Genomic DNA, 16,761 nt, shown 5'->3' with positions numbered 1-16,761 from the left:
AAGCAAGCTGCTATTCAATTAGTTGAACACAACCGTCTTGTTCTGATGAACAAGGATACGGTCCTCGATATGCCATTTAACCGCCCTGGCTAGAACGACACGCTCGATTGTGCGGCCGATCCGCTTCAGCTCGCCAACATCTTCCCCGTGGGTGACCCGCTGCACATCCTGCTCAATGATCGGACCGCCGTCAAGCTCCTCGGTTACATAGTGGGCGGTAGCCCCGATGATTTTCACCCCGCGCTGGTATGCCTGGGCATAAGGATTGCCGCCGATAAAGGCCGGAAGAAACGAATGGTGGATATTGATAATCCGGTTCCTGTAATGCTTGATAAAAGACGGTGAGATAATCTGCATGTACCGCGCCAAAATAATGACGTCGATATCTTCTCTGATCGTCTCCAGCTGCCGCCGTTCCGCCTCCGCCTTCGTATCCGCCGTTACAGGGATGTAATGATACGGTATGCCGAATGACTCAACGTATTCCTTCATATCGGCATGATTGCTCACAACCAACGCGATGTCGGCGTCCAGATCACCCGCCTGCCACTGCCAGAGCAGCTCGACGAGGCAATGATCCTCCTTGGATACGAAGATCGCGAGTCTCTTTTTATGGCTGACATTGAACATTTGCCAGCTCATCTGAAACTGTCCGGCGATTTCGCCGAACTCCGCCTGAAGATGTGCCATACGCTGCTCCAGCTCTGGTAGATCGAACTCGATTCTCATAAAGAACATTCCGCCCGAAGGGTCCATCGTATACTGATCTGACTGCACGATATTGGCTCCGTGGTCGAACAGAAAGCGGGATACCGCGGCGACTATTCCCGGGCCGTCCGGACAGGAGATGAGCATTCGCGCCCGGTTGGGGTGCTGCTCGTCCGAAGTAGAATGGTCTCTTTTTACATGCAATTCCATTTGGATTCCTTCCATCCTCTCATCATGTACGCATCGCTTGAAGTTTAAGCGTTAACCAGAACCTGCTTGCCCGCCAGCCAGGCGATCAGCCGATGATTTACCGCCTCTTCACTTAAATCCGGGAACAGACCAGCTGCAAGTACCTGATCGTATAGACGCTCCAGCGGCTCGCGCGGATCGGCCTTTTTGGCCTTGGCGTCGGTCTTGAGCAAATTCCAAATATCCAGCACATACTGTCTAGGGTCCAGCTCCTGCTTGGCAAAGAAAGCGTGCAATTCTTCAACCTGGGCCAAAAACTCCCCGCCAAAACGCTCTTGAACATTGCCGCGCAGCAGCGCAATTTCCGCTTCGTACATCGGCCGCTGGGTTTTGGCATCTTTGCCGATCCACGGCGTTTCAAGAATGAACGGGCGCCCGGCAAGCAGCTCATGATGAACGACCCGGTTGATTGTATCGAATCCGATCCAGCCCGAACCGATTGGCGCATGGCGGTCTTTATGCGAACCGCTCGGATTTTTGCTGTCGTTGATATGCACCACGCCGATCCGGTCCAGACCGATTGTCTTATCGAATTGTTCGAGAACGCCGTCCAGGTCGCCTACAATATCGTAACCGGCATCGTGGATATGGCATGTATCCAGGCAGATCGACAGCCGCTCGTTGTGCGCGACTTTATCGATCATGGACGCGATTTCCTCAAAGCTCCGCCCCATTTCCGTCCCTTTGCCAGCCATCGTTTCCAGTGCAATATGAACCTCTGTCTCATGCGTGCCGCCCAGCACCTCGTTCAGGCCGTCGGCGATTCGCTGGATGCCGTATTCCGGGTCCTTATCGGTGTAAGCTCCCGGATGAAGCACGATGTGCTTGACACCCAGGGCATGAGTACGGTGGATCTCCTGCTGGAGAAAATCGACCGCAAGCTCATAGGTATGATTTTTGTAAGAAGCCAGGTTGATGATGTATGGCGCGTGAACGACAATCTCTTCAACGCCATTTTCCCGCATTGCCGCTTTGCCTTCTTCGGGATACATGTCTTCGATCGGTTTGCGGCGGGTATTTTGCGGTGCGCCTGTATATATCATAAAAGAGCTTGAACCGTATTCATTCGCTTCATTTGCCGCGCTGAGCAGTCCTTTGTCCGCACACGACACATGGGAACCAATTTTAAGCATGCCTTTTCCCTCTTTCTTTCACGAATTAAGACTTATTTTATCGTGATTGGGACAATAAATCTAGGCATTGCCGATATCTGGCTCGCTCCTTCGCAAAACGCCGGCTATACGCTATAATTTAAGTTGGAGAGAAGTCAGTGATCATAATCATTGATAAGGTGGTGCAGTTATGATTATTAAATCAGGGCTTGGCTGGTTATCCGCGTCACCGAGCAGCTTATTTATGAACACGATCGCTTTCTGGACATTTCTGCTGCTGGGCTGCATGTGCATCGGCGGCTATTTCATGTTCCGCAAATTTCTCAAGGTACTGCCCAAGGCAGACGGCAAATCCAAGCTGGACTGGCAGAACTACTGGGTGGAGCGCAGCCGCCCGCTGTGGAGCGACGAATCCAAAGCCTTTCTCGATCAGCTGGTGCAGCCCGTCCCCGGACCGTTCCGCGATATCGCCAAGCACTCCATCGCCGCTGAAATCGGCAGGATCGCCATCGAAAGTAATGCAAGCGAGGTTACGCGTGATCACTGCATCAAAGGATACATCTCCGCTACTCCAAGGCGCGACAGCAAGTTCCTGATTCAATTTCTGGAAAAGAATCACATTGACTATTCCCCTTACCGCCATTTAATGAAGTAAATTTCAATAAGCGCTGCGGAAGCTCAGATCATGAGCCCGATTCAAAAAGCGTTAACGCTGATGAAAGGTATAGTTCCCTTTTACAATAGTGAAGGCGTCTCCGTCAGCCAGTGGATATTCTTTGTAAGGAATCATTGCCTCTCCCTGAAACCGGGTGCCGTTGCGCGAATCGAGGTCTTTCAGCACATAGCCGCCGCCGCTGCGGAATACCTCGACATGCACTCTGGAGGCTCCTTCCGACGGCTCCACATACTGCGCCACCTCCGAAGAGCGGCCGATAATAAAGCTTGTCCGGTTCAGCTCGATTCTTTCCCGCCGGTCGCTTCCTTCCTCCGTTCTTTCAAGATAGGGCAGTCCTCCCTCGCGCAGCTTCGCTTCCACGGAAGCAGGAGCTTTCTCTCTGGACAGCAGCACGGTGGCCGCTCCGGAGTCCGAGGTCTTCGGATGCTCCTCCGCCCATTCTGTCTCTTGTTCTCCGGTTCCAAATTCAAGAATTCCGGCGGACACCCGCTTACTTCGTTCAACAGTCGGAGATTGGAACTTCTGGGATACATCGAACTTGTCCTGTCTGCCAAACGGCGAGGCCGATCCGAATCCAAAAGAGAATCTATTTCCCGGATCTTCCGTTTCCTCCTCCAAGTACTCCTCCTCTTCCGATTTGCTGCCTCCTATTTTCCCTATCCATGTCAAGGCGCTTATTGCAATGAACACCACCGTGGCTAATCCGCAGAGCATCAGGGGCAGCCTTCCGGGATGGTCAAGGTATGCATATTTCCACAGCAGGGCGTCCAGCAGAATGCATCCGAGCAAAATATACGTTTTTTTCGAGGAATTTCGCCCGTTAGGCGGACTGGCTGCATCAATGGCCAAATCAGGTTCAGCGTCGTCCTCGTCCTTCCATCGTCTCGTCTTTTCTCCGCCCCTCCATTCGGCAACTGGCAATTTGACAGCTTCCGTCGAAGTGGAAGCCGCTGCCGCTGTCTCCGCGTTCACTATGGAATTCCGCTCCCCGTCATCCTCCGTCAGCAGCGCCGAAAGAAGCTCCTTCCATCCCAAGGCGGTACATTCATCTTCCCCGCAGTAGTGCAGCAGCCGCTGGACGCCATCACCATTCAGCTCTGTCACGCTCGGCATCAACGCCATAATTAATCCCTTGAGACTCTCTCCCAACGACTGCGCCGGTTCAATCATCTCCAGAGGAACGTACGTAAGGTACACCTTTCCCGATTGCAGCGGTCCTTCGATAAAAATATAATCCTCGTGCAAAACGTACTGCTCGGGACGCAGCATATGCAGTCTGCCGGCCTCCATACCTTCGGCGACCTGCAGCAGCAGCCCGTAGAGTTCGGCGAGGCTCAGTCTTGCCCCCTTGAGAAGATGCGAGAGCAGCTTTTTGCCGGATACCGAATATTCCAGTGTTACACTCAGATCCACCTCTTTGAGAAACAGCCGCAGATGATGCGGAATGCTTAACGAGGAGAGCATGCGGCTCTGGACCGTATTCAGCTTCGATATCGGCATCCCCTCCCGTCCCCCAAGCACCATCCGGATGCCATCCTGCTGCACAAAATCCCGGGTTAATCCAAACAACGGCGCTCACCCCCAATTCCAAATAAACAGATATTAATTATGTCCATCCCCCCAAAAAAGCCGCTACCGCTCCGGGAAACACAGCGAGCATGAAGGGAAACCTCAGCATTTCTCTATCCCGGCCTTTGAACAAAGTCCATCTCGGTATATAAAAGATTCCCGTAAGCAATCCGACGACACTCCGCAGCCGGCGGAAGGTTTCCCGCCTCTTGAGCATAATTATCCAGCCTATCACCGCCGCGAACAGCAGCGAGTAGATGATAACCTGAGCGGTAAACGAAAACCCGGTCCAAGCGCCGATTCCGGCAAAAAGCTTAACATCGCCCGCCCCGACAGCTCCGATCATATGCATCAGTAACAGGAGCATAAATCCTGCGGCCGCTCCGGCTCCCGCGAACAGCAAGCCTGTCCAGCCTCCGGCCAGCCCTTGAGCCAGAAGGCCCGCAAGCACGGCCGGCGCTGTTATCCAGTTCGGTATTTTCATCGTCAGCGTATCCGTCAGGAACGCCGCCGCCAAAAAGGGCAAACAACCCCAAAATGCCCATCCATCCATTTCCCAAGCTCCCCTTTTTGTAAGTCAGTCCGGCTTATCCGCTACGTAAAATTGGCCTTCCGCCGATTGACCATCCTCTGTCTCAATGACGAATGTTGGCCATGAGCCCGGCGTCGTTTTGCCGCCGATCCTCCATTCCCACTCGATGTAGCCATTCTCGTCCGCTGTCTTCCACCCCAAATACTTGGCGGTGCTCTTTCCGCTTTTATAGAAGACCGTAAGATTTGCCGAAGTATTCGGCGCTATTTTAATCCGGATGACTCCTTGTTTGTTCGGCCTTGCAGGATTCGGCTTCTCCAGAATGGCAATGGAGCTGTTATTTTCCCCTCCGCTTTCCTGACCGCCGCTTCCGCCTTCACCCGTATCCCCTATCCATAACCGCTCGACGGAGGAGGCCTCCAGCACAATGCTCCGGTTCAGGAACGGCACCTTCATTGGCAGCTCGTAGCTAACCTGAAGGCCGAAGTAGGGCTTCTCACCGTCTCTTAATTTCGGAACAATTACATTCGAGACATGAATACGCCTGTAATCCAGCATATCCGAAGCGATATAGGGCCTCAGCAGCGGTTTGACAGCGGCGTCCAACACGGCCTCCGAGCCTTCGGCCTGAAGCTCCTGAAGAGGACCTTCCCCTTTTTCCGCAGCGCTTCTTATCCACTCATCAAGCGGCGGAGGCAGATCGGCGGCGTATTGTTCGGCCCAATCGGCGACCGACAGCCGCGGGATGGTCCACACCGGCGTTTTATCCGCGCCAGCTGCTTCGCTGCCTGCATTTTCAGCGGCTGCCTGATCCTCGGTCTCGTTCTCGGCTTCTCCGGAGGTTGCTCCGGACTGTTCCGCCTTCTCCGCCGCCAAAGCGGCAGGGTACATATGAGTGGCCACCTCTTTGACGGTATCGGACACTGTACTTTGCAGGGCGGTCGAATACAGCGTCATTTGTACGATAAAGATCAGGAACAGCACGAACAGCAAAAATACCGGCAGCACCATTGCCGCTTCCACAACCATGCTGCCTTCGTCTTGAGATCTCCCTCTCCTCCTGCGCCGATCCTCCATCTCCCTCATGTTCCTCCCGTCAATACGCAAAGTCCGCTTTAACCGCCTTGAAATAAGTTTGGCCGTCAATTTCCCCCGGAACCGCGCCGGTATGTTGAAGCAGCTTCATAATGCCAGGCAGAAACCACAGACGCATTCCCAGCCTTGTCTCAGCGGAGACATAGGTGCTCCTATCACCCGGATTAATGCCCGTATTTAGCCGGATCAGGGCCAGCATCCGCGAGAGCTCGGCTTCTCCCGAGCCATGCAGCACCATGAACAGGCGCAAATAATCACGGTAGGTCAGATTAACGGGTACATATTCGGACAAAGGGGCTGCACCCTCCCGGCAGAGCATAATCATATCCTTTACCGCTTCTGTCACCCCGTACAGTATTGCGGCCGCCACGACGAGCAGCGGATTGCCCAGCCCCGCTTTTTTCACAAATCCCTCCATTGTACGAATAGCCAGCCGCGCCGCGAAGATCTCGCTGTATGCCGCCCCTACATTCAATCCCGGCTGATTGAAGCCGTACAGAATGTACTCCAGTTCCTGACTGTGCGGATCGAGTTGTTCATTGAGCTTCTCCCCGATCTCTTCAGTGGAGCCTTCGGCAATGCCCGTAAGCTGAGAAATATCAAAATGCGGAAAATACTGCGCCGCATATTCGCTTTGAAACAGTCTGTCCCTCGAGGCAAGCATAACGCCGCTCAGCGCTTCGTAAAGATTGTCCATTTGATCCATGGCCGCGCTTTCGGCAGCGTATGGATTGTTCTTTGCAGGATTATCCGGCAACTGCTCACGCAGGCCCCGGTTATACTCAAGATTTTCTTCGTAATATTGATTCAGCATTTCGTAACGCTCCAGAACTTCTTCAGCACCGCCGCTTAGATTGCGAAGAGCGTCGGCAACTTTAAGCGCCTCCCCAAGCTTAGTCTTTGCTTCTCTCTCCAGTTCTTTACGCTGGTTGTCCGAGCCTCTGTGCTCCTCGATTCCAGACGCTTCCCGGCCGATAACGGCCCCTCCGTTTCCGTAATCATGCAAATAGGCATCAACGGCTTCCGCCGCGCCGGTCACCGCCGCATCCATTGCGCCACTGTTGCCGTTAAGACCCACCGATAAAGGATTAATTTCCCCTGAAAGAGAGGAAGCTCTTGATTCCGCATCCCGATAAGCCGCTTCCTGCATCGTCAGATTATTCTCCATGCCTCGGAAGTCTACGGTATCAAGCAGCAGCAGCTCCGCTTGCTCCAGCAGGTTAGGACGGGCTGTAACATTCGCATCCGAGTCAGGGATATCCCAGGAGGCGGAAGAATCATAGCCGCTTCCTGCACTCGCGCTCTTGGCCTGCCGTATGGCTTCTCTCATTTCTTCGTTGATCGCCTCAGCTTCCTTAAGGGCATCGCCTGCCTTGCTCATCAACGGGGCATGGTTATTCTGCCAATCAGCAAGCAGACTGTCCAGTCTGGAAATAACCGCTGCGGATTGCTCTAGATAGGAATTGATAGCCGATGTATAGCTCGGCGATTCTTTCGGGTCCCTGTTTAAATCCGCATAGGACTTGTTCACATAATCGTTATATTGGGCAGCGATATCCGCTGCGTTTGTTATAGTTCCTATGGAACTATCGGCAATGCCTCCGCCAGACGGATTCTTAATCAGCGTGAGCGGCTTCCGCGCATTTTCCGCAGCTTGCCGCCTATGTTCCAGCATCCGGTCGAGAGCCGCCTCCCGCTTGTCATAAAGCGGCTGCAGCTTGGCGAACAGGTCTGTCGTACGCGAAGCTTCCTCCATGGCTTCGGACAGCGGCTTGAACTTTCCCGCGATTTCGAGAGCGAAATCAACCGGCGCCTTGTATTTCATTTCCTCGTTGATCTGACGGCGGAATACATCATAGCTGCCCAGCGAACGGCTCCATTCCAGCGTAGAGGTGTCAAGACCGAGGTTCACCAGATTGAAGCCGTCCCCTCGTCCGCTTTTACGAAGAGTATCATCAAGAACCCGGGCCATCAGCTCGTCTCCATCGCTTCCACCGAAGGCAAACAGCCCGTATTGTTCCCGCAGTTCCACATCGTACGCGGACATCACCGACCGAACAGCTGCACGCGCCAGACGTTCACCCTGCACATTAGCAGCGGCCATTCGCGCATAATCAATGAGTACTGCGGAGAAAAGAAACACAAAGGCCAGCACCATGATCAGGAACACCGATACCGATCCTTCCGTTTGCCTTCTCCAGCGTTTAAACCGCATGGCGCAGCGGCTTAGAGCCGCAATTCGTCTTTTCATCCTCTTTTCCTCTCATTTATAAATGTGCAGCAGATGGTTTAACTGCCCTTAGCGGTTCCCAAGTTTAGTCATCATGGCGGAAGCATCCTGCTGCTTCATGGCCTCTTTCGGTTCATTATTCGCGGACTTTCCGCGAAATTTGGCTCCATAGTAGCGCATCAAATCGACGGTGCGGATAAACTCTACCGGCTCAGCCACAAGAGACTGTGCGGTAACCTCAGGCTGCGCTCCGTCCGAAAGAATATCGTCCAGAACAGGCAAATGCAGCACCCTCCGAAGTTTGGCATTTACTTTTCTTCCCGTAAAAGAGTAGTTGTAGCTCATTTCTCCAGGCATATTGTTCGGAACCCTGTCAGCGGATTTTCCCAATTTGGCGGAAGGCAGATTGTCTTCTTGCATGCCGCCGCTTGGAAGCTGTATTGCAGCAGCTCCGCCTTTCTCTCCAATCCCAAACAAGCTGCCAAGCAGATGATCGTCCCCGATTCGCCAGTAGAGGGAATCATATTCCCCTTGCGGGAACGATCCATCCCTGGCTTTATGGCTGTTGTCCCAGTTGTAGGCGGCCTGCTCGGTTGCGGAAGACGCAACCTGAAGCAGCATTGATTTCTGGTAGCTGTATAAGCAGAAGAACAGGAGCAGCATGGTGACGCACATAATAATCGGCAGCACCATCGCCGCCTCCACGGTGAAGCTTCCTTCGTCGCTGCGCAGTTTTGTTCTCATCCAAGTCTCTACTTACTCTTCAAATACTTCCTGGCTCTTTTCGCCAGCGGTATCAATCAGATTTGAAATCACCTCTTTGATCTTCTGGCGGAACAATATAACTACAGCGACCAGTACGGCAATAATTAGAATCATTTCGAGCGTGCCCAAGCCTTCCTCATCCCGCCAAAAATCTTTGCTTTTCTCCACAATAGTCAACATGTTTCTCATCCTCCTACATATTCATCATCATAAAAGCCGGAGTACCTACCAATACAATTACAATTACAAAAATAACGACCATCGGAAATACCAGCTTCGAGGACGCCTGCTCTCCCCGCGTCCGGCTGACCGCCTTGCGCTTCTCCCACAGCTGCCGGGATAAATCGCGAAGCGCGAGCGCAAAATCCCCTCCCCCTCTGCGCACATTCAGCAGCACCGTCGTCGTAAAGAGCGAGACCTCCTGCACGGCGCAGCGCTTGCTGAAATTCTCGAATGCCTGCTGAAGCGAATAGCCGCTCTCCCACTCGGCGGTCATTGTTAACAGTTCCCGGTAGAGCGGATGGCTGTCATTCTTTCGGCTTTCCAGGCAGCGCGTAATCGCCCGCTGCACCGTTTCACCCGCGCTGACCAGCAGTACAATCCCGCTCAGCAGATCCGGCAGCTCCATCATGATGAGCTGTTCGCGCACCTTGACCTTTTTATGCAGATCGGCTGCAAGCGTGGCGGGAAGCAGTATGGCCAGCAGAATTCCCAGAACGAGTGCAGACGGCTCTCCGCTGAGCGCTGCCAAGCCGCAGCCTCCCAAGACGAGCAGCCAGCTGTAGGCCAGCATCTCTCCCATAAACAGCAGCGTTATTTCCGCACTGTGGCGCTGCCCGTATATCCGCTGCACCGACCGCTGCAGCCGGAATGCGAATACCGGAAACTTCCGGGCAAATCCCCCCTGCTCCAGAAGCATAAGCAGCGGCTCCGAAAGACTGCGCAGCCGTAAGCCATCCACAGGCATGCTCCGCAGGGCTGCGTATCTCTTCCCGCTTCTGCCGCGCAGCACTATCCAGCTCACAATCAGCGCAATGGCCGCCAATCCGCAAATCCATCTCAGATTCCCCACTCTCCTTACAGTGGAATGTCCATAATTTTGCTGATCCAGAAATAACACAGAATCAGCCCAGCTAGCGCAAACGTCGAGATCAGCATTCCGAACCCGGTGTACATAGGCTGCATATAGTCCCCGGCGCTAAAGCTCATAAACAACAGCATAATGAGCGGGGAAACAAGCAGTGCTTTGGACTCGAACCGTTTCTGGGAGATGCTGACCGCGATCTCTTGTTGAACATCCAGCTTCTCGCCGATAATGCTTGAGGTGCGGCGGACTACCTCGACCAGGTCGCCACCCGTCCGTTTGCAGACGGAGAAGACGTCGGCGAACCGCCGGATATCCTCCATATCTGCCCTCTTGCTAAAATCAAGCAGCGCTTCTTCAATGGGCTGTCCATATTCAAGCCGCGCGCAGATAATGTTCAGCTCGGCAATCATATCGCTGCCGCCCTCCGGATCGAGCATTTTCAAATCCTGCACCGCTTCACGAAACGCATTTTCCACCGACCTGCCCGCAGACAACGAGGAAGAGAGCGAGAAGAGCATTTGCTTAAACTGAAGGTTAAGCATAGCGCGGCGGCGTTTCCTCAGATAATCCCTCCAAATACGCGGGGCGAAGTATCCTCCTGCTGACAATAACAAGGCGATAACCGGATTGTGATAGAACAGATAGCCGACCCCAAACAGAATGAAGCCGCCTGCCGCCGCCGAAATGATTCTCTGCCGCGAATTCAGCGTGTACACGGTATAATCCGGTAACCGAGGCGCAGCGGCATCCCTACTCCCCGCCAATTCTCGGCTGACATGACTCCGCTTAACCATCCCGTACCGGGAGGGTCCCCGGATAGCCGGTTCACAGATGACCGGATGACGATCGGATGCTGCACGATCAGCCTGCCCCCGATTCTTTCTCAGTATCTCGGGCATAATTCCCGCCTCTCTTCCTTATTTAAATTGCACCCTCATAACGACTCAGCGGAGTAAAAGCCATTCCCGCCATGGCCAGCTTCTCTGTATGCCGCAAAGGATTGCCGCTTGCTTCCAGCACGCCCCGCAGCCGTCCTCCGCTCTCGCCGGTTTCCCGGAATTCGTACAGCCGATTCAGCTGCACTTCTCCGTCATCCAGCCCGACAACCTCGCTGATCTCCATAACCCGCCTCGATCGGTCGCGCAGCCTCGCCAGATGGACAAAAATGTCGATGGCCGAGCTGATCTGCTGCCTGACGACGGCAACCGGAAGATCGGCGCCGCTCAGCACCATCGTTTCCAGACGGCTGATCATATCGCGCGCGCTGTTGGCGTGGCCGGTGGATAACGATCCGTCATGTCCAGTGTTCATCGCCTGCAGCATATCAAGTGCCTCTGCACCGCGCACCTCGCCGACGACTATCCGGTTGGGACGCATCCGCAGCGACGAGCGGATCAGATCGCGGATGGTGATTTCTCCCCTGCCCTCCGTGTTGGCGTTCCTGGTCTCTAGGGATACCAGGTTAGGCACGGTCACGATTTGCAGCTCCGCCGAATCCTCGATTGTAATGACTCTCTCCTGCGGAGGAATGAACTGGGATAAGGCGTTCAGAAAGGTCGTTTTACCCGAACCCGTTCCGCCGCTGATAAAAATATTGTATTTAGCGGCTACGAGCGTCTTCAGCAGATCAGCCGCTTCCTGGCCGATGGTTTCCCGGCGGACAAGATCATCCATGGTCATCGGCGACTCGGGAAACTTTCGGATCGTCATCGCCGGGCCCTTTAGCGAGACGGGCGGGAGCACAATGTTGACCCGCGACCCGTCTTTTAAGCGGGCATCGACAATCGGCGACGATTCATTGACGACGCGGTTGACGTCGGAAACAATGATCTGGATAATATCCTCCAGTCTGGCCGCCGATTCGAACGCCAGCGGCAGGCGGCGGATCTCCCCTTCCTCCTCGACAAAAATATCTTCGTAGCTGTTAATCATAATCTCGCTGATGGCCGGATTGTCCACGAGCGGCTGAAGCACATCCAGACCCCGAAAGGAATCGAACAGTCTGCGGACAAGCGCGCGCTTCTCCTGGGCAGTTAACGACCGCAGCTCTTCCCGCTCAAAAATCGTCTTTTCAATATGCGAGATCAGCTCGCCGTTTCCCACGGAGGAGGTCACATCTAGCCCTGAACGTATATCGCTGCGAAGAGCCCGGAATAGTTCGTCATTCATGAATTTCCCTCTCCACCTGACTGAAGCTCAGGCTGCGGCATCCCCGTAATCATTCCGCATAGCTTCTGGATGCCGCGCTGGAACAGTGGTGAATTGAGACTTAGCTCCCCTCTATTTGGCAGATTCCAGGAGGAAATGTAGGGCAGCAGGACATCGGGCTCTATTCCCCCGCTGGAAGGTATCTGCGGAGCATTCTCCTTAGCGAAATTTACTGCAAATAAGCTCTTGCCGGACAAATCGGCCTTCATCCCGGAGTGCGGAGATGTAAAGTGCGACAGCCATCTTCCCGTCTTGTAGACGCCCATCTCGTCGTCCCGAAGCACCCAGACCAGACGTCCGCAGCATTGCAGCACCGCTCCGGCGCGTTCTTCCCCGATACTGCTCGTATCGACGATGACGATATCATAGCTGCCGTCCCCGGCCAGCAGTTCCATTAACTCCTGCGCATCCCCTGCACTCATATGCAGCATTTCCTTAATATTGCTGACAGGTCTGAAGGTATCGCAGTGCAGCGCGTCCAGTCTGACAGCATAGCGTCTTATGCCAATTTCCGAAGCGTGTCCTCTATCTTTGGAGGCTTGGATCTCGTACAGAAGCCGCTCCAGCCCCGGCCCGCTGCCCCAGGAAGGATGCAGAAACAACCCGCTGCTGTTCACCGTCTCAAGATTTAGATAAAATACGGACAACCCCTGGCACCCAAACTGCTTGGCTAAGTTCATCGCAACCGTTGTTTTGCCGCTGCTGCCGCTTCCCGACACAACTCCAAGCAGTAAAGTGCCTTCACCCCAACCGGAAGCTGTGCGCTTCCGCCCCACTTCACATAGCTGAAGCATGGAGGACAGCAGCGCAGGCAGCGCTTGATATTTTCCAATACGCTTGCCGCCTGCAGCGCCTTGATTCTCCGTGAACGCCGCGCCGCCGGCTTCCTCCAGAATCGCCCAAGGAACCGCCGCCCGGCCCCCAACGAGCCATGCCTCGATGAACGCGGGATCGCCGACAACCGCGTCAGGCGCTTCCCCGCCTTTCATGTACTCGGTAAAAACATCCATTCGGCTGAACGCCTTAATATTCAGCATTTCGCCATATTCGCTGTGGTGAACATAGTGAAGCAGCGGTTCAATATACTGGGTTTCACGCACGGCGAGCACGATGTTAGCGGCCATAATCTTCCCCCTTTCCTTAACTTCCTCGTAATTTACTTATAAGAACACAGCAAAAAAGCACCGCCAATAACCGCGACAAACGGTTAATGAACGGTGCTTCCGTTACTATTCCTATAATTTACAGTCATACTAGCATATTTATTGGGACACGGCAATATTTAAAAATCGAGATAATTGAGTCGGCCATCTTGTTCGTCTCCCTAGCCAGCGAACGTGCAACGTGAAGGGGATCACACTACAAAAACCGCCCCCGGATCTCCGGCGTAGGCACTAGACACTGATCATCGCGGCCGAACCAGCGGTAGCGGTTCTTTGCCACATACCGGTACAGTCTGTTGCGCAGCGGAGCCGGTACGGCGATAAGCAGATAAGCGGCTGGCCAGGGAAAGCGAAGCCTGCGCAGAATACGTAGAGCAGCAGCCGATTCCGTATAGTACCTCCCCTTCTCTATCAGCACTACCGTATCCAGCCGATGAGCGTCCAGCCCGCCCTTTTCCAGCAGCCTATGCCCGATGTCGCTCTGCAGCGGCGCGAAGCGAAAACGTCCCTCGGGATCACGGGGAATAATGAAGGTTGTGAGCCATCCGCACAAATGACAAACGCCGTCGATCAGCACAATGGATGCCTCGTTGGTGTCTGTTGATTTTTGAGGCGCTGCCGCCTTTGTCCGCTCTTTCGTATTCGATGATACATTCACCTTTTTCTGCTGCTCCGTCTTTCCTTGTTCTTCCGGCATCTCCCGCTCGGTGGATTGCGTACTTCTCACATCAGCCATCCGGCTCCTCTCCTTCCTTCATATTCTATCTTGCCCCATTTTACGGCAAAACAAAAACGCGGGAATCTTCCCGCGCTCCAAGTTCCTGTCTGCTGCTGTTACTCGGCAGTTGTCTTCTCAATCCAGTTGTCACCGATCATTTGATCTTCCAAGTCTCCGGTGAACGCCTCCATGCACTTACAAATAAAGTCTTTGCGGCAAATCGGGCAGGGAGTCTTGAGAAGTCGGCTGATGTTCGTCATTCTCCATTCAGGAAACCGATGGTAAAACGCGCGGCATTCCGTTCCGTCAGCAAGCTTAATTATAAATTCATACAGCCCTTCCTTGTCGTTGCTGCTGGCCTTCGTCACGTTCGTGATTACCGGTTTATAAGACATGTTCATCACCTATTATTTTAAATTTTGGCTGATCCAATGTGTACATGACCGTAAGCTCAGATACTTAGACATCTTAAAGAATTTTAGGGGGGATGTCAACCAAAGCAAGGATGAGTTTAAAGCCGAGGTTAATGAAGGAAAAAATCGGGATTATCGGCCTGTGATCAAAGTCTACCGGAATGCTATGGCTATGAACGCGAAAACCGCTGTCTTTTTCGATCTAATTATGTCTAATTATATATAAAAATAATGAATATATGCTAAATGTCATAACAATATTTATCTTTTTATATCAAAATGTAAAAAAACTTAGGCTTTTCAAGTTGGTTTCAGAAATATTCAGAAAAAGGAGGCTGAAGGATGAACGCAAAAATGACACAAACGTCCGAAATGTTGAGTCAAACGACAAATTCCTCCGGCAAACGCAGACGGGTGATTCGGATCGTTCTGACCGCCGGACTGCCAATTGCCGTGCTGCTCCTCTCCTTTACGCTCGGACGTTACAGCGTCTCGCTGTCCCAGATGACGGATATCATCCGGGCCCGCCTGCTCGGACTGCCCGACCCGGGACCGGATTCTGTAAGCACCGTCCTGTTTAATGTGCGCATTCCGCGAATCGCCGCCGCCCTGCTCGTCGGCGGAGCATTGGCTGCCGCCGGAGCTTCGTACCAGGGCTTGTTCCGTAATCCGATGGTGTCACCGGATATTCTGGGCGCCTCCGCCGGGGCGGGATTCGGCGCAGCGCTTGCGATGCTGCTGTCGCTTGGCCCGGGAGGCATTCAGCTGCTGTCCTTCCTGCTGGGCATTGGAGCGGTGGCGCTGACCTACTCCATCGGATCGCTGGTCAGCCGCAGAGGAGGGGCGGTGCTTTCCCTGGTGTTGACCGGGATCGTCATTTCCACCGTGTTCGGATCGTTCACCTCGATTATTAAGCTGGCTGCCGATCCCGACAACAAGCTTCCCTCCATCACCTTTTGGCTGATGGGCGGCTTGTCTCTTGTCGGACTGGATGATTTGGCAATCCTTGCCCCGCTCGTATTCATCGGTTTGATACCGCTTCTTCTGCTGCGCTGGAAACTGAACGTACTGTCTTTTGGCGAGGAGGAAGCCCAATCGCTTGGTGTCAATACGGCCAGAATCCGCATCGTTACCATCATCTGCTCCACCCTGCTGACCGCCGCCGCTGTATCCGTCAGCGGCATGATCGGCTGGGTAGGTCTAATCGTGCCCCATCTCTCGCGTATGGTCGTCGGGCCAAACTACAAAGTGCTGCTGCCCGTCTCCGCCCTATATGGCGCGACCTATCTGCTGCTTGTCGATGATATTGCCCGCAGCGCACTCACTATGGAAATTCCGCTTGGAATCCTGACTTCCCTGATCGGGGCTCCCTTTTTCATTGTGCTGCTCCTTACTGGAAAAAGGGGGTGGGACTGATGCTGGAAGTCGAGAATCTCTCCTGCGGATATGGCAGTCAGCCGATTGTCAAAGGGGTTACCTTTTCGGTTCAGGCCGGGGAGATTATGTGTCTGCTCGGTCCCAACGGCGCAGGCAAAACAACCTTGTTCAAGACCTTGCTGTCTTTTCTGAAGCCCTTAGGGGGAACAGTCAAAATTAATGGGCAGAGCACCGAAGGATGGTCCAGACAAATGCTGGCCCGTTCCGTTGGCTACGTCCCTCAGGCGCACGGCGCTCCTTTTCCATTCAGCGTCATCGATGTGGTCACCATGGGCCGTACCGCTCACCTTGGGCTGTTCGCCTCACCGAGCCCCCAAGACCGGAGCATTGCCGATGAGGCTCTGCAAATGCTTCAGATCACTTATCTGCGGGATCGAGTATATACGGAGCTGAGCGGAGGAGAGCGGCAGATGGTCCTGATCGCCCGGGCGCTGGCGCAGCAGCCGGACATCTTGATAATGGACGAGCCGACATCCAACCTGGACTTCGGCAACCAGATCCGAATGCTGGAACAAATCCGGCTGCTCAGCAATCGGGGAATGACGGTAGTCATGACGTCGCATTTTCCGGATCACGCCTTTCTATGCTCAGACAGGGTGGCGCTCTTGCGCCGCGGGCTTCCTTTCCTAGCAGGGTCTGTGAAGGAGGTGGTAACATCCGAAAATTTGAAATCCGCCTACGGTATCGATGTCGAGATTGCGGAACTTACCGCCGCCACAGGACAGCAAGTGAAGACATGCGTTCCGCTTATGCGGACAGGAAGTCAAAGGCTTGAGGAGTTGTCTTAACCAAACTTCAT

The 16,761-nt window shown here is 53.9% G+C and carries 17 protein-coding genes; 3 read left to right on the top strand and 14 right to left on the bottom strand.

What is annotated here, in order from left to right; all coding sequences use genetic code 11:
* Window positions 1-18: 18 nt before the first annotated feature.
* Both purU and VK70_RS03005 read right to left on the bottom strand, forming a co-directional pair.
* Window positions 19-918: a formyltetrahydrofolate deformylase gene (gene purU, locus VK70_RS03010; RefSeq protein ID WP_025695773.1), complete on the bottom strand. Its 900-nt coding sequence runs from the start codon at window positions 916-918 to the stop codon at window positions 19-21.
* Window positions 919-962: 44 nt separating this feature from the next.
* Window positions 963-2,090 (bottom strand): deoxyribonuclease IV, encoded by a 1,128-nt coding sequence (locus tag VK70_RS03005; protein WP_025695772.1) that lies wholly within the window; start codon window positions 2,088-2,090, stop codon window positions 963-965.
* 169 nt (window positions 2,091-2,259) lie between these two features.
* Here VK70_RS03005 and VK70_RS03000 point away from each other — a divergent pair, with 169 nt between their 5' ends.
* A complete protein-coding gene (locus VK70_RS03000) occupies window positions 2,260-2,724 on the top strand; it encodes a DUF2621 family protein (protein ID WP_025695771.1) in 465 nt (154 codons plus the stop codon).
* 51 nt (window positions 2,725-2,775) lie between these two features.
* Here the strand turns inward: VK70_RS03000 and VK70_RS02995 are convergent, their stop codons facing one another.
* The 12 genes from VK70_RS02995 to VK70_RS02940 all read right to left on the bottom strand — a co-directional run bounded on the left by VK70_RS02995 (window position 2,776) and on the right by VK70_RS02940 (window position 14,507).
* Entirely contained in the window at window positions 2,776-4,314 is a 1,539-nt protein-coding gene (locus VK70_RS02995) for a DUF6382 domain-containing protein (RefSeq protein WP_025695770.1), read from the bottom strand.
* A 37-nt stretch (window positions 4,315-4,351) separates the two neighbouring features.
* The gene (locus VK70_RS02990) at window positions 4,352-4,867 is read right to left on the bottom strand and encodes an A24 family peptidase (RefSeq protein WP_025695769.1); all 516 of its coding nucleotides are present in this window, start codon (window positions 4,865-4,867) and stop codon (window positions 4,352-4,354) included.
* Between the two features lie 24 nt (window positions 4,868-4,891).
* Window positions 4,892-5,923 (bottom strand): TadE/TadG family type IV pilus assembly protein, encoded by a 1,032-nt coding sequence (locus VK70_RS02985; RefSeq protein WP_036640686.1) that lies wholly within the window; start codon window positions 5,921-5,923, stop codon window positions 4,892-4,894.
* Between the two features lie 19 nt (window positions 5,924-5,942).
* Window positions 5,943-8,192, bottom strand: coding sequence for a TadE/TadG family type IV pilus assembly protein (locus tag VK70_RS02980; RefSeq protein WP_025695767.1), 2,250 nt, complete (start codon window positions 8,190-8,192; stop codon window positions 5,943-5,945).
* 48 nt (window positions 8,193-8,240) lie between these two features.
* Entirely contained in the window at window positions 8,241-8,915 is a 675-nt protein-coding gene (locus VK70_RS02975; protein WP_025695766.1) for a TadE family protein, read from the bottom strand.
* 12 nt (window positions 8,916-8,927) lie between these two features.
* Window positions 8,928-9,116 carry a Flp1 family type IVb pilin gene (locus VK70_RS02970; RefSeq protein ID WP_025695765.1) on the bottom strand — a complete coding sequence of 63 codons (189 nt, stop codon included), beginning with the start codon at window positions 9,114-9,116 and terminating at the stop codon, window positions 8,928-8,930.
* A gap of 13 nt (window positions 9,117-9,129) precedes the next feature.
* A complete protein-coding gene (locus VK70_RS02965; protein WP_036640684.1) occupies window positions 9,130-10,008 on the bottom strand; it encodes a type II secretion system F family protein in 879 nt (292 codons plus the stop codon).
* Window positions 10,009-10,013: 5 nt separating this feature from the next.
* Window positions 10,014-10,817, bottom strand: coding sequence for a type II secretion system F family protein (locus VK70_RS02960; RefSeq protein ID WP_025695763.1), 804 nt, complete (start codon window positions 10,815-10,817; stop codon window positions 10,014-10,016).
* 127 nt (window positions 10,818-10,944) lie between these two features.
* Complete coding sequence (locus tag VK70_RS02955) at window positions 10,945-12,192, bottom strand: TadA family conjugal transfer-associated ATPase (protein ID WP_046722771.1); 1,248 nt, start codon at window positions 12,190-12,192, stop codon at window positions 10,945-10,947.
* Window positions 12,189-13,355 (bottom strand): P-loop NTPase family protein, encoded by a 1,167-nt coding sequence (locus VK70_RS02950; protein WP_025697653.1) that lies wholly within the window; start codon window positions 13,353-13,355, stop codon window positions 12,189-12,191. Before VK70_RS02950 ends, VK70_RS02955 begins: the two co-directional genes overlap by 4 nt.
* Before the next feature lie 235 nt (window positions 13,356-13,590).
* A complete protein-coding gene (locus tag VK70_RS02945) occupies window positions 13,591-13,974 on the bottom strand; it encodes a thiol-disulfide oxidoreductase DCC family protein (protein WP_036641684.1) in 384 nt (127 codons plus the stop codon).
* A 254-nt stretch (window positions 13,975-14,228) separates the two neighbouring features.
* Entirely contained in the window at window positions 14,229-14,507 is a 279-nt protein-coding gene (locus VK70_RS02940; RefSeq protein ID WP_025691393.1) for a hypothetical protein, read from the bottom strand.
* A 360-nt stretch (window positions 14,508-14,867) separates the two neighbouring features.
* Between VK70_RS02940 and VK70_RS02930 the strand changes: the two genes are divergently transcribed.
* Both VK70_RS02930 and VK70_RS02925 read left to right on the top strand, forming a co-directional pair.
* Window positions 14,868-15,941 carry a FecCD family ABC transporter permease gene (locus VK70_RS02930; RefSeq protein ID WP_144415168.1) on the top strand — a complete coding sequence of 358 codons (1,074 nt, stop codon included), beginning with the start codon at window positions 14,868-14,870 and terminating at the stop codon, window positions 15,939-15,941.
* Complete coding sequence (locus VK70_RS02925; protein WP_233277755.1) at window positions 15,941-16,750, top strand: ABC transporter ATP-binding protein; 810 nt, start codon at window positions 15,941-15,943, stop codon at window positions 16,748-16,750. Before VK70_RS02930 ends, VK70_RS02925 begins: the two co-directional genes overlap by 1 nt.
* Window positions 16,751-16,761: the final 11 nt, after the last annotated feature.

The sequence above is a fragment of the Paenibacillus durus ATCC 35681 genome (assembly GCF_000993825.1).
GTDB classification, from domain to species: Bacteria; Bacillota; Bacilli; order Paenibacillales; family Paenibacillaceae; genus Paenibacillus_AQ; species Paenibacillus_AQ durus_B.
Note: the sequence above shows the minus strand (reverse complement) of the source record. Positions and strands in the feature narration are given on the sequence as shown.